The 21883-nt window shown below is 70.1% G+C and carries 19 protein-coding genes; 12 read left to right on the forward strand and 7 right to left on the reverse strand.

What is annotated here, in order from left to right:
* Together ABDJ40_RS03200 and ABDJ40_RS03205 are read right to left on the reverse strand one after the other, a co-directional pair.
* Positions 1 to 411 (reverse strand): PaaI family thioesterase, encoded by a 411-nt coding sequence (locus ABDJ40_RS03200; RefSeq protein ID WP_347605967.1) that lies wholly within the window; start codon positions 409 to 411, stop codon positions 1 to 3.
* A 97-nt stretch (positions 412 to 508) separates the two neighbouring features.
* Positions 509 to 727: a DUF3079 domain-containing protein gene (locus ABDJ40_RS03205; protein ID WP_347605970.1), complete on the reverse strand. Its 219-nt coding sequence runs from the start codon at positions 725 to 727 to the stop codon at positions 509 to 511.
* Between the two features lie 151 nt (positions 728 to 878).
* Between ABDJ40_RS03205 and ABDJ40_RS03210 the strand changes: the two genes are divergently transcribed.
* The 5 genes from ABDJ40_RS03210 to ABDJ40_RS03230 all read left to right on the forward strand — a co-directional run bounded on the left by ABDJ40_RS03210 (position 879) and on the right by ABDJ40_RS03230 (position 4540).
* Positions 879 to 2045, forward strand: a complete 1167-nt coding sequence (locus ABDJ40_RS03210; RefSeq protein WP_347605973.1) for a tetratricopeptide repeat protein — start codon at positions 879 to 881, stop codon at positions 2043 to 2045.
* Positions 2046 to 2161: 116 nt separating this feature from the next.
* Entirely contained in the window at positions 2162 to 2473 is a 312-nt protein-coding gene (locus tag ABDJ40_RS03215; protein ID WP_269631866.1) for a hypothetical protein, read from the forward strand.
* Between the two features lie 110 nt (positions 2474 to 2583).
* Entirely contained in the window at positions 2584 to 3357 is a 774-nt protein-coding gene (locus tag ABDJ40_RS03220) for a ubiquinone/menaquinone biosynthesis methyltransferase (RefSeq protein ID WP_347605976.1), read from the forward strand.
* 106 nt (positions 3358 to 3463) lie between these two features.
* A complete protein-coding gene (locus ABDJ40_RS03225) occupies positions 3464 to 3994 on the forward strand; it encodes a GNAT family N-acetyltransferase (RefSeq protein WP_347605987.1) in 531 nt (176 codons plus the stop codon).
* Between the two features lie 21 nt (positions 3995 to 4015).
* Positions 4016 to 4540, forward strand: coding sequence for a hypothetical protein (locus ABDJ40_RS03230; RefSeq protein WP_347605989.1), 525 nt, complete (start codon positions 4016 to 4018; stop codon positions 4538 to 4540).
* 100 nt (positions 4541 to 4640) lie between these two features.
* Here ABDJ40_RS03230 and ABDJ40_RS03235 read toward each other — a convergent pair whose 3' ends face one another.
* Positions 4641 to 7466, reverse strand: coding sequence for a TonB-dependent receptor (locus ABDJ40_RS03235; protein WP_347605992.1), 2826 nt, complete (start codon positions 7464 to 7466; stop codon positions 4641 to 4643).
* 217 nt (positions 7467 to 7683) lie between these two features.
* Between ABDJ40_RS03235 and ABDJ40_RS03240 the strand changes: the two genes are divergently transcribed.
* From ABDJ40_RS03240 to ABDJ40_RS03260, 5 genes are all read left to right on the forward strand, one after another.
* Positions 7684 to 7809, forward strand: coding sequence for a hypothetical protein (locus ABDJ40_RS03240; RefSeq protein ID WP_347605995.1), 126 nt, complete (start codon positions 7684 to 7686; stop codon positions 7807 to 7809).
* A 223-nt stretch (positions 7810 to 8032) separates the two neighbouring features.
* On the forward strand, positions 8033 to 8467 hold the full coding sequence (locus ABDJ40_RS03245; protein ID WP_347605998.1) for a hypothetical protein: 435 nt from the start codon (positions 8033 to 8035) through the stop codon (positions 8465 to 8467).
* A gap of 69 nt (positions 8468 to 8536) precedes the next feature.
* The gene (locus tag ABDJ40_RS03250; RefSeq protein ID WP_347606001.1) at positions 8537 to 8959 is read left to right on the forward strand and encodes a hypothetical protein; all 423 of its coding nucleotides are present in this window, start codon (positions 8537 to 8539) and stop codon (positions 8957 to 8959) included.
* A gap of 55 nt (positions 8960 to 9014) precedes the next feature.
* Positions 9015 to 9566, forward strand: a complete 552-nt coding sequence (locus ABDJ40_RS03255) for a hypothetical protein (protein WP_347606004.1) — start codon at positions 9015 to 9017, stop codon at positions 9564 to 9566.
* 166 nt (positions 9567 to 9732) lie between these two features.
* Complete coding sequence (locus ABDJ40_RS03260; protein ID WP_347606007.1) at positions 9733 to 10569, forward strand: hypothetical protein; 837 nt, start codon at positions 9733 to 9735, stop codon at positions 10567 to 10569.
* 132 nt (positions 10570 to 10701) lie between these two features.
* Here ABDJ40_RS03260 and cphA read toward each other — a convergent pair whose 3' ends face one another.
* Together cphA and ABDJ40_RS03270 are read right to left on the reverse strand one after the other, a co-directional pair.
* Positions 10702 to 13263 carry a cyanophycin synthetase gene (cphA, locus tag ABDJ40_RS03265; RefSeq protein WP_347606010.1) on the reverse strand — a complete coding sequence of 854 codons (2562 nt, stop codon included), beginning with the start codon at positions 13261 to 13263 and terminating at the stop codon, positions 10702 to 10704.
* A gap of 45 nt (positions 13264 to 13308) precedes the next feature.
* A complete protein-coding gene (locus ABDJ40_RS03270; RefSeq protein WP_347606013.1) occupies positions 13309 to 15486 on the reverse strand; it encodes a cyanophycin synthetase in 2178 nt (725 codons plus the stop codon).
* Between the two features lie 222 nt (positions 15487 to 15708).
* On the opposite strand from ABDJ40_RS03270, the gene ABDJ40_RS03275 reads away from it, so the two are divergent.
* Both ABDJ40_RS03275 and ABDJ40_RS03280 read left to right on the forward strand, forming a co-directional pair.
* Entirely contained in the window at positions 15709 to 17988 is a 2280-nt protein-coding gene (locus ABDJ40_RS03275) for a cyanophycin metabolism-associated ABC transporter (protein ID WP_347606015.1), read from the forward strand.
* Positions 17989 to 18005: 17 nt separating this feature from the next.
* Positions 18006 to 18476, forward strand: coding sequence for a cyanophycin metabolism-associated DUF1854 family protein (locus ABDJ40_RS03280; protein WP_347606018.1), 471 nt, complete (start codon positions 18006 to 18008; stop codon positions 18474 to 18476).
* Between the two features lie 35 nt (positions 18477 to 18511).
* Here ABDJ40_RS03280 and ABDJ40_RS03285 read toward each other — a convergent pair whose 3' ends face one another.
* Complete coding sequence (locus ABDJ40_RS03285; RefSeq protein WP_347606021.1) at positions 18512 to 20056, reverse strand: methyl-accepting chemotaxis protein; 1545 nt, start codon at positions 20054 to 20056, stop codon at positions 18512 to 18514.
* A 142-nt stretch (positions 20057 to 20198) separates the two neighbouring features.
* Positions 20199 to 21764 carry a methyl-accepting chemotaxis protein gene (locus tag ABDJ40_RS03290; protein WP_347606024.1) on the reverse strand — a complete coding sequence of 522 codons (1566 nt, stop codon included), beginning with the start codon at positions 21762 to 21764 and terminating at the stop codon, positions 20199 to 20201.
* Positions 21765 to 21883 lie beyond the last annotated feature (119 nt).

Below are 21883 nucleotides of genomic sequence, written 5' to 3' on the forward strand. Positions count from 1 at the left end.
TCAGCCCCGCGGATACAGCACCATCTGGGTGCAGCGGAACAGCGCCAGGGTCTTGCCGGTGTCGGCATGCGTGACCTTGGCGTCCCACAGCTGGGTGCTGCGGCCGGCGTGCACCAGGGTGGCGGTGCAGCGCAGCAGGCCCTCGCGGGCGGTGGCCAGGTGGTTGGACTTGATCTCCAGCGTCGTGAAGCTCTGCGCGCCTTCGGGCAGGTTGGACATGCAGCCGAAGCCGGCGGCGGTGTCGGCCAGCGTCAGGATGCTGCCGGCATGCAGGTAGCCGTTGGGCGCCATCAGGTGCGGGGCGACGGGCAGTTCGGCCTCGATCTCGCCCGGGCGCTGCGCAGTGATGACGATGCCCAGATGGCCGGGCAGGGTGCCCTGGCTGCGGGCGTTGAGTGCTTCGATGGACATGGCGGCAGGGCGCGCGAGGCGCCGGGCTGGAGGATCAGCCGGGCAGCATAAGCGGCTTCGGCCGGGCGTGCAGGCGCGGGGTCACGCGAGCGCCGGCTCAGTCGACGGGGGCCGGCGCGGGCGTGGGCACCGGCGGTTCCGACGCCGTCGTCTCGGGCCGCAGGCCCAGCGCCCAGTCCTCGCCGAAGAGCTCGCTGGGGTGCGGGGTGCGCACCGAGCCGTTGCCGCAGCGCATGCTCTCGCTGGGGCAGTAGAGGTCGCAGCCCCAGCAGACGCGCTGTGGCTGGGCGGGCAGGAGGGGGAACTTCTTCGCCATGCTGGCACTGTGGAGGGCTGTCGCCCGCAGGGTTTTGCGCCAGCGCAAGCTCGCGTGGCCTCCGGCACGGGGGCCCGGGCGCGCTAGGATCGGGCCCTCTGCCCAGCGGCGGCATCCGGCTGCCTGGGGCCGAGTTGCTGGAGGAATGATGATGAAGACTGCATCCCGTCGCCACGCCTGGGTGCTTGCGGCCGTCCTGCTGTGTTCGGCCGGCCTGGCCCAGGCCGGGACCAAGGAGGACATCGCGGCCGACATGCGCGCCCAGCGCTGGACGCAGGCCGAGCAGAAGCTCGACGGCGTGCTGCGCAAGCATCCGGAGAACGCGCTGGCGCATTTCTGGCTGGCCGAGGTGAAGTTCGAGCAGGGTCAGATCGATGCCGCCAAGGCCGAGCTGCAGAAGGCCCGTGAGCTGGATCCCAGCGAGAGCTTCGCCAGCAAGAAGGTCATGATCCAGCGCATCGACCAGGCCCAGGGCGGCCCCATCCGCCTGGACGCCCCGGCCCGGCCGCAGGCCCTGCCGCAGCCCGCGCCCGCGGCCGTGCCGGCCGCCGAGGTGCCGCGCGGGGTGGCGCGCGAAGAGACGCGCGAAGAGCGCCGCGAGGCCTCGTCCGGCGGCATCTCCTGGTTCTGGCTGCTGGTGCTGGGCGGCGTGGGCTTTGTGCTGTGGCGCAAGCTGCGCCGCAGCGTGGCGGGCAACACCCCGGCCGATGTCGAGCGCTGGCGCGGCGCCCTGATGGAAGCCCACAAGGACCTGGGCGATGCCGTCGCCGCGGCGGACGCCAACCCCGCCTTCAGCCCCGAGCAGAAGCTCGCCACCTACGACCGCGTGCGCAAGGCGCAGGCCGACATCAGTGCCCACATCGGCACGCTGGCCACGCGGCGCGACTTCGCCGAGACCGAGAGCCTGATCCTGCGTTCCCGCGACATCGCCGCCGAGATCCGCGGCGAGGAGAAGCCCAGCGACAAGGCCCTGCGCATGCAGGAGGCCCGCATGCAGGCCGAGGCGCAGGCCCGCGCACAGGGGCCGGGCTATGGCTACGGCGGCCAGCCTGGCTACGGGGGCGGCGGCCTGGGCGGCGCCCTGGGCACGGCCGCCGCGGTGGGCGTGGGCGTGGCGATCGGCTCCATGATGAGCGGCAGCGCCGAGGCCTCGGAGCGGCATCGCCGTCATGCGGACGATGGCAGCGGCGGTGGCGGCTACATCCCCTTCGACAACGGCTCCTCCAACGACCTGGACCTCGGGGGCAGTGATGCCGGCGCCAGCTGGGACAGCGGCGGCAGCGACATCGACGTGGGCGGTGGCGGCGACTTCGACTGAGGCGCCCGACCGACGCGACCGCGTGCACATCGGATCACGCAGGGGCGCCGCAGGGCGCCCTTCGCCCTCTGGCCTCGGGCCGGCCCCGACACCTCAACGACTCTGAAGGAAGCCCCATGGGACAAGCCAAGCTCCGCGGCACCCCCGAACAGCGCAAGCAGGCCGCGATCGAGCGCCAGCTGTCGCTGCGACCGAAGTACATCCGCTGCAACAACTGCCAGGCCGAGCTCAACGAGATGACCCCCATGGACATCTCCGACATCCGGGGCATCGAGGCCGCCTTCATGGCGCACTGCCCGCACTGCGGCCACGACACCTACGCCATCAAGGGCGAGCGCGAGGCCGTGGCCCAGATGCACATGGCCATCGAGGATGCCGTGGGCGCGCAGAGCCAGGCCGGCGTCGTGCCCGCGGCCCATCGTCGTTGAGATACGCCGCTGAGCCACGCCGGTGCTTGGGGCCGACGCAGGCATGAACAGGCTCGACAGCCTCGCGGCCCGGCGGCCGGCGGCCACGGGCTGAAAGCCAGGACGTTCCCGTGCCTGGCCTTGAACCGCTCGCACCCACGCCAGCGCCCACGCCCGGGAATGCCGCCGACTTCTCCTGGCAGCAGGACGACGTCTTCGGCCGCATCGCCTCCCGCTACGACCGGCTCTGCGACCTCTTCAGCCTGGGCCTGCACCGGCTGTGGAAGCGCCGGGTCGCCCGCGTGATCGCCGACGAGCCCTGGACCACGCTGCTGGACGGCGCCACGGGCACCGGCGACATCATCCTGCGCCTGCTGGCGCATGAGCGCGTCGCCGGCCGTACCGTCATCGCTTCCGACATCAGCGAGGCCATGCTCGCCCGTGCCCGGCAGCGCCTGGCGTGCCACCCGGCCCACTTGCAGTTCGAGGTGCTGAATCTCGAGTCCATGCCTTCGATGGCCGATGCCAGCGTCGACGCCTATTCGATCTCCCTGGCCCTCAAGATCTGCGATCGCCCGGCGGCCCTGCAGGAAGCGCTGCGGGTGCTGAAGCCCGGCGGTCGCCTCATCCTGCTGGAAGCCTCGACCCTGCGGCCGGCCTGGCTGCAGCGCGCCTACCTCACCTACATGGCCTTGTGCATGCCCCTGCTGGGCTGGCTGGCCACCGGGGGCGATGCCTCGGCCTACCGCTACCTGCTGCTGGGCATCCGCGGCTTCCCCTCGGCCGAGCAGCTGGCCGCCGAGCTGGAGGGGATGGGTTTCGAGGAGCTCGGTTTCGAGCGCCTGTCGCTGGGCATTGTGGCCATCCACACGGCGCGCAAGCCGCGGTATGGGCCGCGTGCCTGAGCCTGCGGCGCCTTGCTACCATCGCGCCCCTGATGAAGTGGGATCGGCTGGGCCCCGCCACGCCCAGCCCGCGCCCGGCTCGAACGATCTTCACGGACGGACTCCCATGCCACCAGACACCTCGCCCCTGCTGCATGTCCGACCCTACGTGGCCGCGGACCGCCCGGCCTGCCTGGCCCTCTTCGCCAGCAATGTGCCGCGCTATTTCGCGCCTGAGGAAGTGGCGGAGTTCGAGGCCTTTCTGCGGGCGCCGGCGGGGGACTACGTCGTCGTCGAACGCGAGGGCGAGGTCCTGGCCTGCGGGGGCTGCTATGTGCGGGAAGGCATCGGCCGGCTGAGCTGGGGGCTGGTGTCACGGGCGCATCACGGCCAGTCCCTGGGACGGGCGCTGCTGGCCTGGCGCCTGCAGCGGCTGTGGGTGGATCACGGCGTGAGCGAGGTGGCGATCGACACCAGCCAGCACACGGCCGGCTTCTTCGCGCGGCATGGCTTCCGGGTGACGCGGCAGCTCGCCGATGGCTTCGGCCCGGGCCTGGACCTGGTGGCCATGACGCTGCGGCGCGAGGACTGGCTGGCCCGGGCCGACGGAGCCGCCGCGGCCCTCCGCCCCTCATCCTCGATCGAACCCCGTGCCTGACGCCCATGGTGCGCGCCCGCCATGACCCTGCCTGCGCTTGTCCCTGACGACTTCTCGGTGCCCCGCCAGTTCCAGGCGGCGGGCTTCCAGCTCCAGGTGCTGTCCCCGGCCCATGCCGAGGCGGACTTCGACGCCGTGCGCACCAGCGCCGATCGCATCCGCCATGTGTTCGGCCCGCACAATGGCTGGCCCGCGGCGGACCTCGGCTTCGAGGAGAACCTCGCGGACCTGAACCGCCATGCGGGCGAGTTCGAGCGCCGCGAGGCCTTTGCCTATGCCCTGCTGGACCCGGGCGGCACGGCCTACCTGGGCTGCCTCTATCTCAAGCGCATCAAGTCCCGGCTGGAGGACGACCGGCGCAAGAGGCTGTTCCAGGCGCAGGCCTTCTTCTGGCTGTCCGAGGCGGGACTGGTCCTCGATGCGGAGGCCGTGCTGGCTTGCCTCGCGCGCTGGCTGCAGCAGGACTGGCCCTTTGCCGCCGTGGCATTCCCTGGGCGTGTCCAGAGCTGGGCCACATGGGAGGCGATGGCCGCCCCGGCGGCGTGAGCCGGCGAGCCGTCCTGCGCAAGGCAAATGAAAAAGGGCGGCCCCTCGAGGCCGCCCTTGCGCTGCAGGGGCACCGCCCTTTGCGGTGCCTGCACAGGCTTTACATGAACTGGTACTTCGCGCCGATCTTGAAGTAGCGGCCCGTGGCGCCGCTGGCGTCCAAGGGGTTGTAGCTCATGCCGCCATAGGTCAGGGGATCCAGCGGCGCGACGCGGTCGGTCGCGTTCTGGATGGAGCCGAAGACCTGCAGGCGCTTGCTGGCCTGGTAGCGCACCGAGAGGTCCAGCGTGGCGAAGGAAGACAGGCGGCAGCCGTTGGGGGCGTCGCTGCCGTCCGCCAGCTTGGAGGCGCAGCCGTCGCCCTTGAAGTAGCGGTTCTCCATGGCCGAGCGGTAGTTGATGTTGCCGGTCACGCTCCAGTCGCCGCGGTCCCAGGTGGTCGAGAAGTTGACCTTGTCGCGCGGCGTGCCGGCGCAGTTGGAGGTGTCGCAGTTGCCATGGGTGCCGACGTACTCGTACTGGGCGCCCTTGACCACGGTGCCCGCCGCGTTGACGGTGTCGGGCTCGACGCGCTTCCAGGTGTTCAGGTGGGTCCAGTTGATCCCGACGGTCAGGCGGCCGGCCTCACCCAGGGCGATGCGCTGCTTCAGGTCGATGTCCACGCCCTTGACCTGGGTGTAGCTGCTGTTGCGGTACGGGGCCTTGGAGATCAGCAGGGTGCCGGTGTTGGGCTGCACCACGCCGTTCACCACGAGGTTGTTGTCCGCACGGATGGCCGTGGGCAGGGCGGCGGCCTCTGCATAGGCCATGGGGTTGATCTCGTTGCTGCGCTTGATCTGCCAGACGTCGACGGCCAGGCTGGTGTTGGTCGGGAGATCCCACACCAGGCCCAGCGTGCCGCCCTTGGACTTCTCGGGCTGCAGATTGGGATTGCCCACCTTCACGGCGGCAATGGTGATCTGGCAGTCGCCGGTGGTGGCACCGCCGGCTGCCGGCGTGCCGCCGGGGCAGCGCACCGGATCACGCACGGCCGAGGAGCCGGTGCTCTGGCTTTCGCTGCCGGCTTCGGCGGCACCCGGCGCACGGAAGCCCTCGGCATAGGTGCCGCGCACGGCCAGGGACTTCAGCGGCGTCCACTTCACGCCCAGCTTGGGGGTGTTGGAGCTGAACTTGTCGTAGGCGTCATGACGGATGGCCGCGGAGATCTCCAGCTCCTTGAACACCGGCGCCAGCAGCTCGGCATACACGGCCTTGACCGTGTTGCTGCCCTTGGCGGCGACGTAGCTGGCATTGACCGAGCCGTCCTCGGTGCCGGACAGCGAGGGCGCGTCCAGCGACTCGCGGCGGTACTCGCCGCCCACGGCCAGGGACAGGGCGCCGCCAGGCAGGTTCATCAGCTCGCGCGAGCCCTTGATGTCGATCATGTCCAGCTTGGTGGAGATGTCGGCCGTGCTGTGGCGCACCATGGCGTCATACAGCGACTGGGGGTTCTTGGAGGCTTCGGCGCCGATGTAGTACGGGAAGTACTTGCTGTTGGGATTGCCCAGCGCGTCCTTCAGCACGTTCATGTTGAGCATGGCGCTGTAGTCGAGGGCCAGCTGGCTTTCCGAGTGCACGAAGGCGGTGTCGAAGTCCCAGCCCCAGGCGCTGCCCTTCAGGCCGGCCACGAAGCGGCTGAAGCCGTTGTCGGCCTTGCGTTCCTGCGGGCCCACGTCGAAGGCGGCGTAGCGCACGCGCACCGGCACGCCATAGGGGTTCTGCGGGTGGTTGGCGGCCAGCACGATGGTGGTGCCTGCGCCGGAGCCGTAGTTGATCACGCCGGACGGGTTGCCCGCATTGGGCGGGAAGGCCACGGTCGGGGTGATCGAGGGCGGCGTCATCATGAACGAGGTCTGGCGGCTGGAGTAGCCGGCCTCGGCATAGGCCTGCAGGTCGTCGTTGATCTTCCAGGTGCCGCCGGCGAACAGGTTCACGGCATCGATGGCGGGCTGCATCGAGCGGAACTGGTCCTGATGCCACAGGCAGCCACCCTTGGGATCCTGCGGGCTGGCGTTCGAGAGGCTGGAGCAGCCCGGCAGCGAGACGTAGTCCAGGGTCTTGGGGTCGCGGATGGAACCGGCCGGGCTGGCCGCCGCATTGTTGTTGCCCGTGATGTAGCCCGAGGCGAACTGCGTGTTGATCGCATAGCCCCAGGGGCGCAGGTCACCCTTGCCGATCCAGGCACGCGAGGCGCGGTCGCTGTTGGCCAGCGCTTCGGAGTGCGAGACCTCGAAGTTGAAGGTGTAGTTGTGGCCGTCCTTCATCAGGTCGCCGAAGCCGGCGGTGATGCTGGCCTTGTGCTGCTGCATGTCTCCGTAGCGCGAGAAGCCGGTGCTGGCCTGGCCGGTGACGCCCTGGAAGTCCTTGCGGGTGATGATGTTCACCACGCCGGCGATGGCGTCGGCGCCATAGACCGAGGAGGCGCCGTCCTTCAGGATTTCGATGCGCTCGACCAGCTCCATGGGCATGGTGGACAAGTCGGTGAAGGTCTTCTGGCCATCATCGGCACGGCCGAAGGCGGCCATGCGGCGGCCGTTCAGCAGCACCAGGGTGGAGGTGGCGCCCAGACCGCGCAGGGAGATGGCGGTGGAGCCGGCCGCGAAGCCGTTGCCAAAGCCCGTGGGCAGGGAGCCGGCGCCGTCCACGCCCAGGGTCTGCAGGTACTCGGCCACGGTGGCCTTGCCGGACTTGGCGATGTCCATCGCCGTGATCAGCTGGACCGGCGAGGCGGTCTCGGCGGCCACGCGCTTGATGTTGGTGCCCGTCACCTCCACGCGCTGCAGCTGCTGCGTCTCCTGCGCCTGCGCCGCCAGGCTCATGGCCAGCAGTGCACCTGCGCACAGCAGCGTGGTGCCGCTGCTGATCGGGGTCTTCTTGAAATGCTTCATGGGTACGTCCTTTGGCTTGCGCCTTCCCGCGACGCGGGCGCAGCGCTTGTCTCGCCTGTGTCAAAAAGAGGTGCGAAGACTAGCTGGCGCCAACACGGGTGCTTGTCGACATGGGTCCAAAAACCCGCGTATTGATCGCTTTTTGCGACACCGGGATTTCCCTTGATATCGGTGGCGGAGCCTTGTGATATCGGCAACCTTTCATGGAAATGCGGCGATGTCTTGGGCCAGGTGGCGCGGCACCCTGATCGGCGTGAAGGAGGGGCGGGTCTGGGTCCGCACGGTCGGCGCAGTGACGGCGGTGGATCCGGCCAGCGTCCAGTACCAGACGAGCGCGAACTGAATCCGGCGGGCCGGCCGGGGGAGGGCGACGGCGCAAGGGCCAGCGTCCCTGCCATGCTCTGGATCACGCGGCAAGGAATGCCTGGCCGCCACCCGCCTGCCTGTCATTCTTCATGGAGGCAGGCGCGTTGCTGAGGCCCCAGCCCTCGCCGATGCGCAGCGCGGCCCGAGGGCATCGGCGAAGATCGGCCTCGTCGCATCCCCAACACCGGAGCTCCCCGCACATGCCTGCACTGCACGTTGCCTCCGCGCTCGAAGGCCTGATTGCCGTCGTCGCAGCGCTGCTGCTCGTCGTGCTGTGCTGGCGAGCCCGGGCACGCACGGGCTCCTGGCGCGCAGGGCTGCTGGACCTGGCCAGGCGTACCGGGCGACCGCTGCAAGGCCTGATGACGGTGGCGCTGCTGCTGGTCGGGGCCGAGCTGCTGCTGCCGGCCGAGCGCATCTCCGCAGAGGTCTCTCACCTGCAGGTCCTCGAGGGCGGGGCCGCCGAGCTGTCCTATTCGCTGTGCTGCACCGGTGGCGGCATGGACGCCTGCGTGGTGCCCGGCGGCGCGGCCCTGCGGCCGGGCCAGCCCATCGAGCTGCGAAGGACCCGTCTCCTGGGGCGGTGCAGCGCGCGCGTGCTGGATGGCCCGCCGGCGCCCTGCCGCTGCAGCTAGACCGGGCGGAGGATCCGCTGGGCCGCTGCTTCTGCCTTGAATGACGCCCGAGCTGCTATCGTTTGCGCCATGCCACGGAACATCCATGTCATCACAGCGCTTGCCCCGCTTGCTGCCGTCCTGCTGGGCGGCCTGTTCGCGGCCCCTGCCGCCGCCGTCGAGCCCATGCGGGTGTCGATCGATGCCCGCATCGGCACAGAGGCCCGAGGCCGCGAGCGCGGCGAGCAGGCGGCTCAGGCCGACATCGCGGCGGGCACACTGAAACTGTTCGAGTCGACGGGGCTCGAGACGGTCGGGGACTTGCCGCGCCGGCGCGTGCGGGAGCGGCTGCTGCGCGCCAAGGGCATCCGCCTGGATCACGGCCCCGGCTGCACGGATGCGGCCGAGCAGCGCGGCTACGCTGCGGCCTACAACGAGCGCATGACCGGCGAGGTGCAGCGTCGCTTCGGCCCCGACTTCTGGACGCAGCTGGACAGGAACGTCGACCGGTAGCTGCGCGCGGGCGGCAGCACGAAGGACCGGCCTCGGGAAGTCGTGGGCCGAGCCGGTGAACAGAACGACCTGGCTGGCCGGCGTCTGCGCCATGCTGATGACCGTGCTCAGCTTCTTCGGGACCAATGCCCTGTTCGGTCCGCTCCAGCTGGTGTCGGGCCTGTGCCTGCTGGCCGTGATCGGGCTGCTGCTGGCCGGCGCGCTCTCGGGGGTGCGGGGCCTGCTCGCCGGCCAGGGCCCTCGCGTGCTGCTGCGTGCCCTGGGCACTTGTCTGCTGCTCGCGGTGATCCTTGCCGTGCAGCCCATGGTGCATGAGCTCGGCCTTCGCTGCCTCATCGCCCTTCATCGCGGAGCCCTGGAGACGGCCGCCCAGGAGGCGCTGGCCACGGCCAAGGACGACGAGAACCTGTGGCGACCCGCCTTCGAAATCTGGCCCTCGCTCCTGGGGCCGACCCGTGCCGCCGCCTGGCGCGAGGGCGAGCTGCTCTTCCTCGACTTCGAGGGATCCCCGGGGCAGGCCGTCGGGCTTTGCTACAACCCGCGGCACCTTCAGCACAGGGACTGCAGCACGCCGCTGGGCGGCCCCTGGTACCGCTACCACTCATGAAGAGTGGTCGAAGCGCACGGCCCTGGCATGACGTACATGGCGTTAGTCCCGTCACGCACAGCCCGCCCTGGCCGCCACAATCCGCGGCCAGGGCGGCCCCGCGAGCCGTCGCGGATTGCCGGGATGCCGCATCGCGCAGGCTCGGCCTGACAAGGAGTCAGTCACCATGTTCAAGCCCCTTGCTCTGCTGTTCTCGGTCCTGCTCCTGCTGGCCGGCTGCAACATGGCTGCAACGTTCGAGTCCCTGATGCCCCATGAGGAAGTGCAGGTGGCGAAGGACCTCGTCGCCAAGCTGGCCGCGCGTGACTTCGCGCCGATCGAGGCGGCGCTGGATCCCCAGTACCGGACGCCGGAGCTCCCGGCCCAGCTGGAGACGATAGCCCGGACCCTGCCGGCGGCCGCGCCGACCTCGGTCCAGGCGGTCGGGGCGCACACCTTGACCAAGGCAGGGGTCACCACCTACACGATCACGCTGGAGTACAGCTATCCCTCCGCCTGGAAGCTCGCCACGGTGGTGCTGGAACGCAAGGAGGCTCAGCTGGTGCTCAAGGGCATCACCTTCCAGCCCAGAACCCGGAGCTTGGCCTCGGAGAATGACTTCACCCTGGACGGCAAGGGGCCGTTTCACTTCCTGGTGCTGGTGATGTCCGCGCTCATCCCGCTCTTCATCCTCTATGCGCTGGTGGTCTGCCTGCGCAGCCGCTTCGAGCGGCGCAAGTGGCTGTGGGTGCTGTTCGTGGCCTGCGGGCTGGTCCAGTTCCAGTTCAACTGGAGCTCGGGGGACTGGGGCGTGCAGTTGCTCAGCGTGCTGTTGTTGGGCGCGGGTTTCGCGAAGGGTGGGCCAGTGGCGCCGTGGGTGTTCACCCTGTCCCTGCCCGTGGGGGCCATGCTCTTCCTGCTGCGGCGGCACCGGGATCCGGACTGGCCGGGCCCCCAGAGGGCACCGGACCCCGTGCCCCAGCCGGCGCTGCAACCCGTGGCCGAGGACGCCGGCCAGGGTTGAGCCCCGGGGTCGTCGTGCGGGGCGCCCAGGCCCATGGCGGGCGCGGTGCTCAGCGCCCCCGGCATGGGTCGCTCGTGAAAAAGCCCTGGCGGCCGCAGCGCACCAGGGCTTGCAGACGGGGTCAGGTCTTGATCAGCCCTGGCTGATGCGCTGAGCCAGATGCGCCAGCGCCTCCTCCACCTGGTCCACCAGCACCAGGCACAGATCGCCCGGCTGCAGGCGCTCCAGGGCGCGGTCGATGGCGACGAACTCGCCGCGGATCTCCTCGATGTGGGAGGTGCGCGTGGCGCCTTCCAGGCCCTGGCGCAGGAGCTTGAGCACCTCGCCGTCTTCCCGGCCGCGCTGGCAGGCGTCCTGGAAGAGGAGGGCGTCGTCGAAGGCGGCGCCCAGGATCTGGGTCTGGATGCGGATGTCCTCGTCACGGCGGTCGCCCGCGCCGGAGATCACCACCGAGCGGCGCTTGGCCGGCAGGGCTTCCACGGCGGCCACGAGGGCGCGCATGGCATCGCCGTTGTGGCCGTAGTCGGCGATCACGGTGGCGCCGCGGTAGTCCATCACATTGAAACGGCCGGGGACGTTGTCGCTGTCGCTGTTGAAGCTGGCCAGGCCGCGGCGGATGGTGTCCCAGTCCAGCCCGACGCCCCAGGCCGCCGCCACGGAGGCCATGGCGTTCTCGACCTGGAAGGGGATCATGCCGCCGCGCGTGAAGGGGATGTCGCGCAGCGGGATGCTCTCGCGCCAGGCGCCTTGAGCGGCCACGAGCTGGTCGCCGTCGATGAAGACGCAGCGCTTGCCCTGGGCGCGGTGCGCGGCCATCAGCGCATGATGGCGGTCGGCGGTGAAGAAGATGATCTGGCCGGGGCAGACGCCCGCCATGTTTGCCACCACCGGGTCGGAAGCGTTGAGCACCGCGTAGCCGCTGGGGGCCACGTTCTGCACGATCACGCGCTTGACCAGGGCCAGCTCCTCGACGGTGTTGAGGAAGTTCATGCCGAGGTGGTCGCCGTCACCGAGGTTGGTCACCACGGCGACCTGGCAGCGGTCGAAGCCCAGGCCCTCGCGCAGGATGCCGCCGCGGGCGGTCTCGAAGACGGCGGCCTCGACGTCCGGGTGCATCAGCACATTGCGGGCGCTCTTGGGGCCGGAGCAGTCGCCGCTGTCGATCTGGCGGCCGTCGACGTAGACGCCGTCGGTGTTGGTCATGCCCACGCGCAGGCCGCAGGTCGCGAACATGTGCGCGATCAGCCGGGTGGTGGTGGTCTTGCCGTTGGTGCCGGTCACGGCGACCACGGGGATGCGGCCGTCCTCGCTCTTGTGGCCGTGGCCGTAGAGGTGGTTGACGATGGCCTCGCCCACATTGCGGCCCTTGCCGAAGCTGGGCGAGAGGTGCATGCGCAGGCCCGGCGCGGCGTTGACCTCGACGATGCCGCCGCTGATCTCCTCCAGCGGGCGCAGCACGCTCTCGGCCACCACGTCCACGCCGCAGACATGCAGGCCCACGACCTGCGCGGCCGCGATGGCGCGGGCGGCGACGTCGGGGTGGACGTCATCGGTCACGTCCGTGGCGGTGCCGCCGGTGCTGAGGTTGGCGTTGTTGCGCAGGATCACGCGCTGGCCCTTGGCCGGAATGGACTCGGGGGTCAGGTCTTGCTGGGTGAGACGCGCGACGGCGATGTCGTCGAAGCGGATCTTGGTCAGCGAGGTGGCGTGGCCGTCGCCGCGACGCGGGTCGGCGTTGACCTTGTCGACCAGCTGCTTGACGGTCAGCACGCCATCACCGATCACATGGGGCGGGTCGCGGCGGGCGGCGGCCACGAGCTTGTCGCCCACCACCAGCAGGCGGTAGTCGGAGCCGGGCAGGAACTTCTCGACCATCACGTGGCCGATCTCGTCCGCCGCCTTGTACGCGGCCTCCAGCTGCTCGCGGGTGGTGACGTTGACGGTCACGCCCTTGCCCTGGTTGCCGTCCTGGGGCTTGACCACCACGGGCAGGCCGATCTCCTGGGCGACGTCCCAGGCGTCGTCGACGGACTCGACCGGGCGGCCGGTGGGCACCGGCACGCCGGCGGACTGCAGCAGCTGCTTGCACAGGTCCTTGTCCTGGGCGATGGACTCGCTCACCGCGCTGGTGGCGTCGACCTCGGCCGCCCAGATGCGGCGCTGCTTGGCGCCCCAGCCGAACTGCACCAGGCTGCCCTGGGTCAGGCGGCGGAAGGGGATGCCGCGCTTGACCGCGGCGTCGACGATGGAGCCGGTGGACGGGCCCAGGCGCACGTCTTCATCGGTCTCGCGCAGGCGCTTCAGGCATTCGTCGATGTCGAAGCTGCCTTCGCCCATGGCGGCCAGGACCAGGCGCGTGGCGTCGTCCATGGCCATGCGGCCGACGTCTTCCTCGCTGTACTCGACCACCACCTGGCAGGTGCCGGGCTCATTGGTGACGTGGGTGTGGCTGAAGGTGACCGGGCAGCCCGCCTGGGCCTGCAGGGCCAGCGCGGCCTGCTCCAGGACCTGGGCCAGGCTCATCTCGGCACGCAGGGCGCCGACACCGGGGAAGAGGGCGCGCAGCCGCCCTTCGAAGCCGGCCAGGCCGCTGATCGCGCGTTCGGCTTCCGTGCAGTGCACCACCGCTTCCATGGCGGTGTGGCGGCTCCACATATTGGGGCCTCGGAGGGCGCGGATGCGAGAGACTTCCATGTTCGCGTCGTCTTTCGGGAGATTCGGTTGAGGGCGCGGGGCGCCTTATTGCGCCAGATCCGGCACGAAGGTGTCGAGGCCGGCCGAGATGAGTTCGGGCGAGATGTTCATGGCCCAGGCGGTGGCAACGGCGGCCAGCAGGGTGGCTTCGTCGGTCGGCTGGCCGGCCTTGGCGAAGCGCTGGACCAGGGCGGCGATATTGGCCCCGACGGTCTCGCTGGAGCCTTGCGCCAGCACCGCGGTGCCCCCCTGCAGGAAGACCGCGCGGCCGCCCTTGGCGCGGTGCGCCTGCAGGGCCTCGTTGCCTTCCTCGCGGGCGTAGAGCAGCACCTCGCCATCGCTGAGCTCGGCCATCTCCACGAGGCGGGGCTCGGCGGCGTTGAGCACCGCCGCACCTTCGGCCAGCACCACGTCGATCTGGGTGCGCAGCACCTTGAAGCGCTGGTCTTCGGTGAGGGTGTCGAAGTGGCTGAGGTCGACCGAGGCGGCCATGTCCGTCACCACGCCGACCTGGCAGCGGTCGTAGGCCAGGCCGTCCTTGAGGATGGAGGCGGCGTCGTTCTGCACCACCACGGCGTCGACCACGCGGTTCATCAGCAGGCGGTGGGCGGCGTCCCAGCGGGCGCTGGAGCGCTTCTCGACACGGCGCGGGCCCAGGAAGAGGCCGTCGCTGCAGGCCAGGCCCACGTGGCGGCCGTTGAGGTGCAGCAGCCAGGCCACGAGGCGGGTGATGTGGTTGCCGCCCTGCGAGGCCAGCACGCCGACCACGGGGATGCGGCCGGTCTCGTCTTCGTCGAAGAGGTGGTCGATGATGGCCTGGCCCACCGGCTGGGGCATGCCCTCGGCGGGCTTCAGGTGCATCAGCAGGCCCGGGCCGGCATTGACCTCGACGATGGCGCCGCCGGTCTCGGACAGGGGCTTGGAAATGTCGGTGCTGACCAGGTCCACGCCGGCGATGTCCAGGCCGATGGTGCGGGCCGCCAGCGAGACGGCGTGCGCCACCTCAGGGTGGACCTGCGCCGTGCAGTCGATGGCGACGTTGCCGTTGCGCTGGATCAGCACGCGCTGGCCCGCGGCCGGCACGGCCTCGGGCGTCACGCCCTGGCGCTGCAGGTCCAGCAGCACGACGGCGTCTTCGCCGATCGTGATGCGGTTGAGGGGGAAGTCCTCGGTCAGGCCGCGGCGCGGGTCGGTGTTGATCTGGAGGTCGACCAGCTGCGTGACGGTGTGCTGGCCGTCGCCGGTGATCCAGGCCTCGTCGCCGCGGGCGGCGGCCACGACCTGCCCGCCCACCACCAGCAGGCGGTGCTCGTTGCCGGGGATGTAGCTCTCGACCAGGACCTCGGAGCCTTCCTTGTCGGCCAGCTCGAAGGCGGCGGCGACGTCGGCCGCCTGGCGCAGGTCCAGGGTGACGCCGCGGCCGTGGTTGCCGTCGGAGGGCTTGACCACCACGGGCAGGCCGATGTCCTGTGCGGCTTCCCAGGCCTCGGCGGCCGTCTTGACCGCGGTGCCGGCCGGCACGGGCACGCCCACGCTCTTGAGCAGGCTCTTGGTGAGGTCCTTGTCCCGGGCGATGCCTTCGGCGATCGCGCTGGTCATGTCGGTCTCGGCGGTCCAGATGCGGCGCTGGCGGGCGCCGTGGCCCAGCTGCACGAGGTTGCCGTCGTTCAGGCGGATGTGGGGGATGCGTCGATCGGTGGCGGCGGCCACGATGGCGGCGGTGGAGGGGCCCAGGTAGCAGTCGTCGACCTTGTCGCGGATGCGGTCCACGGCGGCCTTCACGTCGAAGGTCTCGGCATTGATCATGGCCATGATCAGGGCGTGGCCCTCGGCCAGGGCGGCGCGGGCCACCTGCTCGTCACGGGCCCGGAAGACCATGCGGTAGACGCCCGTCTTGGAGGTCGAGCGGGTCTGGCCGAAGCCGGTGGGCATGCCGGAGAGGTTGAGCAGCTCGATGACGATGTGCTCCAGCACATGGCCCATCCAGGTGCCTTCGGTGAGGCGCTGCAGGAAGCCGCCGCGCTCGCCCACGCCGCAGTGGTGCTCGACCAGGGCGGGCAGGGCGGCCGTCAGCCGCTCGTTGAAGCCCTCGAGCTTGTGGGAGGGAAATTCCTCCAGCCGGCCCAGGTCCAGCCAGACCTCCAGGACGGGGCGGTAGGTCCACATATTGGGACCACGCAGGTAGTTGACGCGCAAAAGCTGGATGTCGTCGTGTCGGCTCATGGGGCGGGGCATGGACGGATCGGGAGGAGGAAGGCCGGCCAGGGCCGGGATGTGCGTCTGGCGACCAGGCGCCATTTTGCTCTCAGTTTGGGGTGGCTTTGCCCGTTCGGTGAGTGAGGACCTGCTCGCCTGTCATCGATTGGGCGGCGGGAGCGTTGCAGGATGCGCGAAAATCGCGCGGTCGCCGGCAGCCGCCCCGGGGGCGTTCAGAACGAAAGAACAATGCAGCATCAACATCCTGTGGACGACGCGTCCGCCAAGCATCCCGAGTGGGCGACTCTGACTTCGCGTCTCTTGAAGGGCGAGAACGTCCTGGCCAGCCTGGAGGTTGACCTCGACGGTCAATTGCGCTTCGGCGTGGGCCTGCTGGCCCTCACCCGGCAGCGCCTGCTGGCCTTCGACGCCGGCAGCCGCCAGTGGTCCGAATGGCCCCTGCACCCCGGCCTGGAGCTGCGTCTCACCGACCACGCCGGCGTGGGCTGCCTGGAATTGGTGGACGCCAGCGGCCGCCTGGCCTTCTGGCGCTTCACCCTGGCGATCAACCTGCAGGCCCAGCGCTTCCAGGAGGCCTTCGAGCGCCGGGACGATGGCCCGCGCACCGAGGCCGAGGAGGTGGGCTTCTGCCCCAGCTGCAAGGCCCCGCTGCCTCCGGAGAGCGAGGAATGCCCCACCTGCGAGCGTGAACTGCACACGCCGCCCTCCACCTGGGTGCTGCTGCGCCTGTGGCGCTTCGCCCGGCCCTATCAGGGCCAGCTGCTGCTGGGCTTCCTGCTGATGCTGGGGGCCACCGGGGCCACGCTGGTCGGCCCCTACCTCTACCGCCCGCTGATGGACGAGGTGCTGATCCCCTTCCAGCAGGGCCACAAGATCGACCCCTGGCTGGTGGCCTACTACCTGGGCGGCCTGCTGGGCGCCGGGCTGGTGTCCTGGATCCTGGGCTGGGCTAAGACCTACATCCTGGCCCTGGTGTCCGAGCGCATCGCCGCTGACATGCGCACCGCCACCTTCGAGCACCTGCTGTCGCTGTCCCTGGAGTACTTCGGCAACAAGCGCACGGGCGACCTGATGTCCCGCATCGGCTCGGAGACCGACCGCATCAGCGTTTTCCTGTCCCTGCACGCCCTGGACTTCATCACCGACGTGCTCATGCTGGGCATGACGGCCATCATCCTCTTCTCCATCAACCACTGGCTGGCCCTGGCCACCCTGCTGCCGCTGCCCTTCATCGCCTGGATGATCCACCTGGTGCGGGACCGCCTGCGCACCGGCTTCGAGAAGATCGACCGCGTCTGGGGCGAGGTCACCAGCGTGCTGGCGGACACCATTCCCGGCATCCGCGTGGTCAAGGCCTTCGCCCAGGAGCGCCGCGAGGCCAAGCGCTTCAAGGAAGCCAACCAGAACAACCTCAAGGTCAACGACCGCCTCAACAAGACCTGGAGCCTGTTCACGCCCACGGTCTCGCTGCTGACGGAAATCGGCCTGCTGGTGGTGTGGGCCTTCGGCATCTACCTGGTCTCCGACGGCGACATCACGGTGGGCGTGCTGACCTCCTTCCTGGCCTACATCGGCCGCTTCTACGGCCGCATGGACTCCATGAGCCGCATCGTCTCCGTCACCCAGAAGGCGGCGGCCGGCGCCAAGCGCATCTTCGACATCCTGGACCACCAGTCCAACGTGCCCGACCCCGCCAATCCGGTGAAGCTCGGTGGGGTGACGGGCGGCCTGCAGATCCAGGACATCGGCTTCCGCTACGGCAACCGCGCGGTGATCCGCGGGCTCTCGCTGGACATCCAGCCCGGCGAGATGATCGGCCTGGTGGGCCACTCCGGCTCGGGCAAGAGCACCCTGGTCAACCTGATCTGCCGCTTCTATGACGTCACGGAGGGCTCGATCCGCATCGACGGCACCGACCTGCGCCGCGTGACGGTGGCCGACTACCGCCGCCACATCGGCCTGGTGCTGCAGGAGCCCTTCCTCTTCTTCGGCACCATTGCCGAGAACATCGCCTACGGCAAGCCGGACGCCTCGCGCGAGGAGATCGTCGCCGCGGCCCGCGCCGCCCATGCGCACGAGTTCATCCTGCGCCTGCCCCATGGCTACGACAGCCTGGTGGGCGAGCGTGGCCAGGGCCTCTCCGGCGGCGAGCGCCAGCGCATCTCCATCGCCCGCGCCCTGCTGATCAACCCGCGCCTGCTGATCCTCGACGAAGCCACTTCGGCCGTGGACACCGAGACCGAGAAGGAAATCCAGAAGGCCCTGGACAACCTCGTGAAGGGCCGCACCACCATCGCCATCGCCCACCGCCTGTCCACCCTGCGCAAGGCGGACCGCCTGGTGGTGATGGACCGCGGGCAGATCGTCGAGGTCGGCCCGCACGACGAGCTGATGGAGAAGAAGGGCGCCTACTGGCGGCTCTATGAGGCCCAGGCCCGCCGCGTCGACGCTGAAGAGGCCGAGCCCATGACCCTGCCCAACCCCAACGCCCACACGGTCAGCGCCTGATGAGCAGCGAGAGCCCCATGACGACCCCCTACCAGCGACTCTCCCGCAATGCCTTCGGCCGCCTCGACCTGGTCGACACCGACGGCCAGTGCCACGCCAGCGTGACCCCGGTGCGCGCCCATCCCATCTCCGCGCCGGACGAGGGCGTCTCCCTCGTGGGCCAGGACGGTCACGAGCTGGCCTGGATCCCGCGCCTCTCGGCGCTGCCGCCGGCCGACCGCGCGCTGCTGGAAGCCGAGTTCGAGGTGCGCGAGTTCATGCCCACGGTGCAGGCCCTGCTGGCCGTGAGCACCTTCTCGACGCCCAGCCAGTGGACGGTGCAGACCGAGCGCGGCGAGGCCCAGTTCATCCTCAAGACCGAAGAGGACATCCGCCGCCTGGGCGAGGGCAAGCTGCTGATCACCAGCAGCCACGGCCTGCAGTTCCTGGTGCCGGACCGCTTCGCGCTGGACCGGCATTCGAGGAAGCTGCTGGAGCGATTCCTCTGACCGGGGCCTGAACGGGCGCCCGCGCAGCCGGCGCCTCAGCAGAACACGCGCGCCGCGGCGCTGAGCCGCTCGGTGCGTTCCTTGAGCTCGCCCGAGGCCGTCACCGACTGCTGCACCAGGGCCGCGTTCTGGCCCGTCATGTGGTCCAGCTGGGCCACGGCCTGGCTGATCTGCGCCAGGCCCTGGGCCTGCTCCTGCGTGGAGAGGCTGATGCCGGCGATGAGGACCGCCAGGTCCTTCACCTCCTCGACGATGCCCTGCATGGTCTGGCCGGCCTCGGTGACCACATGGGCCCCGGCACTGACCTGCTCGGCGCTGCTGGCAATCATGCCGCGGATCTCGCGGGCGGCCTCGCCCGCACGCTGGGCCAGCCCCCGCACCTCGCTGGCCACCACGGCAAAGCCGCGGCCCTGCTCGCCGGCGCGGGCCGCCTCGACGGCGGCGTTGAGGGCCAGGATATTGGTCTGGAAGGCAATGCTGTCGATCAGGCCGATGATGGGCGCGATGCGCCGGCTGGATTCGCTGATGCCGTTCATGGTCTGCACCATGGTGGTCATCTGCTCGCCGCCCAGGCGCGCATTCTCCCGGGCCTCGGCGATCAGCTGGGCCGCCCGCGCAGCGGAGGCGGCATTGGCGCTCACGGCGGCGCTGAGCTGGTCCATGGAGGCGGCCGTCTGCTGCAGCTGGGCGGCGGCCGCCTCGGTGCGTGCATGCAGGTCCTGGTGGCCCACGCGCATCTCGTGGCTGGCGGCGTCCATGCCGCGGGTCTGGTGCTGGACATCCCCGCTCAGGGCCTTCAGGTTCAGCCCGACCTGGTTGAGGGCGCGCAGGGCCTTGCCCAGGGCGTCGCTGCGGGCGGGCTGGCGCATCTCCTCGACCCGACCGGAGGCCAGGGCCTGGACCTGTGCATTCAGCTGCAGCACGGGGCGCACCAGCTGCCATTCCTGCCAGGCCGAGGCCAGCAGGGCCAGCAGGCCGCTGCCCATCGCGAGCAGCAGCAGGGCGCTGCCGCCCAGTCCGGCCAGCGCGGCAGCCGCCAGGCCGCCCAGCCACAGCGCGGCCAGTGGCAGCAGGCAGCGGGCGCGCCAGGACAGGGTGTGGGCCAGGGCCGCGGGACTGAACCGGGTGCGCGGCAGCACCCAGCCCTGGTGCAGGCGAGGCGTCCGGGCACTGCCCTTGCGCAGGGTCGCGTAGAGCGCTTCCGCAGCCTGCACCTCGCTCGCCTGCGGCCGGGTCCGCACGGACACATAGCCCAGCAGGCGGCCCTCGCGCTGCAGGGGCGTGACATTGGCCTTGACCCAGTAGTGGTCGCCGTTCTTGCGCCGGTTCTTGACGATGCCGCTCCAGGCCTGGCCGGCCTTGAGGCTTCGCCAGAGGTCGTCAAAGGCTTCGGGCGGCATGTCCGGGTGGCGGACAAGGTTGTGGGGCTGGCCCAGCAGCTCCTCGATGCCGAAGCCGCTGGCCTCGCTGAAGGCCGCATTGGCGTAGGTGATGCGCCCCTGGGGGTCCGTCACCGACATCAGGGTGGCATCGTGCGGGATCTCGTGGACTTGCTGCGTGACAGGCAGGTTCTGGCGCATGGGACTTCCTTGGAAGGCGCCATGCTAGGCAGCGCTCTGCCCGCACTCCATGATCTGGTGCAAGTTTCCAGAGGCAGACCACGGCCCCGCGTGGCTGCGCCGTGGCGCAGGTCACGCTTGGCCGGGCAGGGCGGGGGCGCCTTCAGTCCAGCCGGAAGACGGAGATCGCCTCCGACAGCTGATGCGCCTGCTCGCGCATGGACTGCGCCGCCGCCGCAGATTCCTCCACCAGGGCGGCGTTCTGCTGCGTCATCTGGTCCAGCTGGGCCACGGCCTGGTTGACCTGCTGGATGCCGTCGCGCTGCTCCGCGGAGGCGGCGGCGATCTCGCCGATCAAGTCGGAGACCCGGCTGACGCTGGCCGTGATGTCCTGCATGGCCTGCCCGGTCTGCTGCACCAGCTCCGCGCCCTGCTCGACATTGCCCATGGAGGTGCCGATGAGGGTCTTGATCTCGCGCGCCGCCTCGGCGCTGCGCTGGGCCAGGGAGCGCACCTCGCCGGCCACCACCGCGAAGCCGCGGCCCTGCTCCCCGGCGCGGGCGGCTTCCACGGCGGCATTCAGGGCCAGGATGTTGGTCTGGAAGGCGATGCCGTCGATCACGCCGATGATGTCGCCGATCTTGCGCGAGCTGTCGGTGATGCGCTGCATGCTCTGCGTCACCTGGTCCACCACCTGACCGCCGCGCTGGGCGGCCTGGGCGGCCGAGACGGCCAGCTGGTTGGCCTGGCGCGCGGTGTCGGCGGACTGGCTGACGGCGCCGTTCATCTCCTCCATCGAGCTGGCGGTCTGCTCCAGGTTGGAGGCCGTCTGCTCGGTGCGGGCGGAGAGGTCGTGGTTGCCCTGGGCGATCTCGCCGGCGGCCGTGTTGATGGAGTCGCCGGCGGCGCGCAGCTGCGCCATGGTGCCCCGCAGGGCGTCGACCATGTGCTGCAGCTGGCCCAGCAGGCTGGCCTCGGCAGCGGAGCCTGCGCTGCCCCGCAAGTCGCCGTCGGCCACGGCCCGCATGGCGGCGATGGCTGCGCTGGGCTCGCCGCCCAGCTGCTGCAGCACGCTGCGGGTGATGGCCCAGCCGACCAGGCCCACGCCCGCCAGGACCAGGGCTCCCAGGCCTAGGCGTCCCAGGGCAGCGCTCCAGACCTGGCTGGTGACGTCATCGAGGTACAGGCCGGAGCCAACCATCCAGTTCCATTCCGGAATGGCCATCACCAGCTGCAGCTTGGGCACGGGCTCGGTCTTGCCGGGGCGGGGGAACTGGGTCAGCACGTAGGCGCGGCCGTCGCGGCTGGCCCGCATGCTGTCCACCAGTTGCTGGATGATGTCGTTGCCGGCGCCGTCCTTGACCTTGCCCACCATGTTCTGGCCGATCCAGTCCGGCTTGGTCGGGTGCATCACACTGACGCCGTCCAGCGTCCAGGCGTAGAAGTACTCGGTCTTGCCGTCGGCGCCGCCGTAGCGGGCGCTGCGGATCACCTCCTTGGCGATGGCCTGGGCCTCGGCCTGGCTCATCTTGCCGCTGGCGGCCTGCTGGCGGTAGTTCTCGACGACCTGGTGGACCGACTGGACCGCCGTCTGCAGCATCTCGCGGCGGCTGCCATTGATTTCGACATGGGTCTGGTAGATGGTGAGCAGCAGCAGCACCAGCACGCCCAGCATGGCGCTGACGGTGAGCAGGGCGATGCGGCGCCGGAAGGACCATTGGTTCAGCATGAGAGTCTCCTGTCCGCTCCTTGCCGTCGAGTGCGGCGTCCTACCGAGCGGTCGAATAAGTGTGAGCTACTTTCGTATTTGCTTGAAATGTTGAGAACGGTTGCATCGCCCATGCTGCG

Source organism: Roseateles flavus, assembly GCF_039872765.1.
In the GTDB taxonomy this organism is placed as follows: domain Bacteria; phylum Pseudomonadota; class Gammaproteobacteria; order Burkholderiales; family Burkholderiaceae_C; genus Roseateles_B; species Roseateles_B flavus.

Bases quoted from the DNA above. Each gene is read 5' to 3' on its own strand.
- ABDJ40_RS03200 (WP_347605967.1), bottom strand. From the start codon at position 411: ATGTCCATCGAAGCACTCAACGCCCGCAGCCAGGGCACCCTGCCCGGC.
- ABDJ40_RS03205 (WP_347605970.1), bottom strand. From the start codon at position 727: ATGGCGAAGAAGTTCCCCCTCCTGCCCGCCCAGCCACAGCGCGTCTGC.
- ABDJ40_RS03210 (WP_347605973.1), top strand. From the start codon at position 879: ATGAAGACTGCATCCCGTCGCCACGCCTGGGTGCTTGCGGCCGTCCTG.
- ABDJ40_RS03215 (WP_269631866.1), top strand. From the start codon at position 2,162: ATGGGACAAGCCAAGCTCCGCGGCACCCCCGAACAGCGCAAGCAGGCC.
- ABDJ40_RS03225 (WP_347605987.1), top strand. From the start codon at position 3,464: ATGCCACCAGACACCTCGCCCCTGCTGCATGTCCGACCCTACGTGGCC.
- ABDJ40_RS03230 (WP_347605989.1), top strand. From the start codon at position 4,016: ATGACCCTGCCTGCGCTTGTCCCTGACGACTTCTCGGTGCCCCGCCAG.
- ABDJ40_RS03235 (WP_347605992.1), bottom strand. From the start codon at position 7,466: ATGAAGCATTTCAAGAAGACCCCGATCAGCAGCGGCACCACGCTGCTG.
- ABDJ40_RS03240 (WP_347605995.1), top strand. From the start codon at position 7,684: ATGTCTTGGGCCAGGTGGCGCGGCACCCTGATCGGCGTGAAGGAGGGG.
- ABDJ40_RS03245 (WP_347605998.1), top strand. From the start codon at position 8,033: ATGCCTGCACTGCACGTTGCCTCCGCGCTCGAAGGCCTGATTGCCGTC.
- ABDJ40_RS03250 (WP_347606001.1), top strand. From the start codon at position 8,537: ATGCCACGGAACATCCATGTCATCACAGCGCTTGCCCCGCTTGCTGCC.
- ABDJ40_RS03260 (WP_347606007.1), top strand. From the start codon at position 9,733: ATGTTCAAGCCCCTTGCTCTGCTGTTCTCGGTCCTGCTCCTGCTGGCC.
- cphA (WP_347606010.1), bottom strand. From the start codon at position 13,263: ATGGAAGTCTCTCGCATCCGCGCCCTCCGAGGCCCCAATATGTGGAGC.
- ABDJ40_RS03270 (WP_347606013.1), bottom strand. From the start codon at position 15,486: ATGAGCCGACACGACGACATCCAGCTTTTGCGCGTCAACTACCTGCGT.
- ABDJ40_RS03275 (WP_347606015.1), top strand. From the start codon at position 15,709: ATGCAGCATCAACATCCTGTGGACGACGCGTCCGCCAAGCATCCCGAG.
- ABDJ40_RS03280 (WP_347606018.1), top strand. From the start codon at position 18,006: ATGACGACCCCCTACCAGCGACTCTCCCGCAATGCCTTCGGCCGCCTC.
- ABDJ40_RS03285 (WP_347606021.1), bottom strand. From the start codon at position 20,056: ATGCGCCAGAACCTGCCTGTCACGCAGCAAGTCCACGAGATCCCGCAC.
- ABDJ40_RS03290 (WP_347606024.1), bottom strand. From the start codon at position 21,764: ATGCTGAACCAATGGTCCTTCCGGCGCCGCATCGCCCTGCTCACCGTC.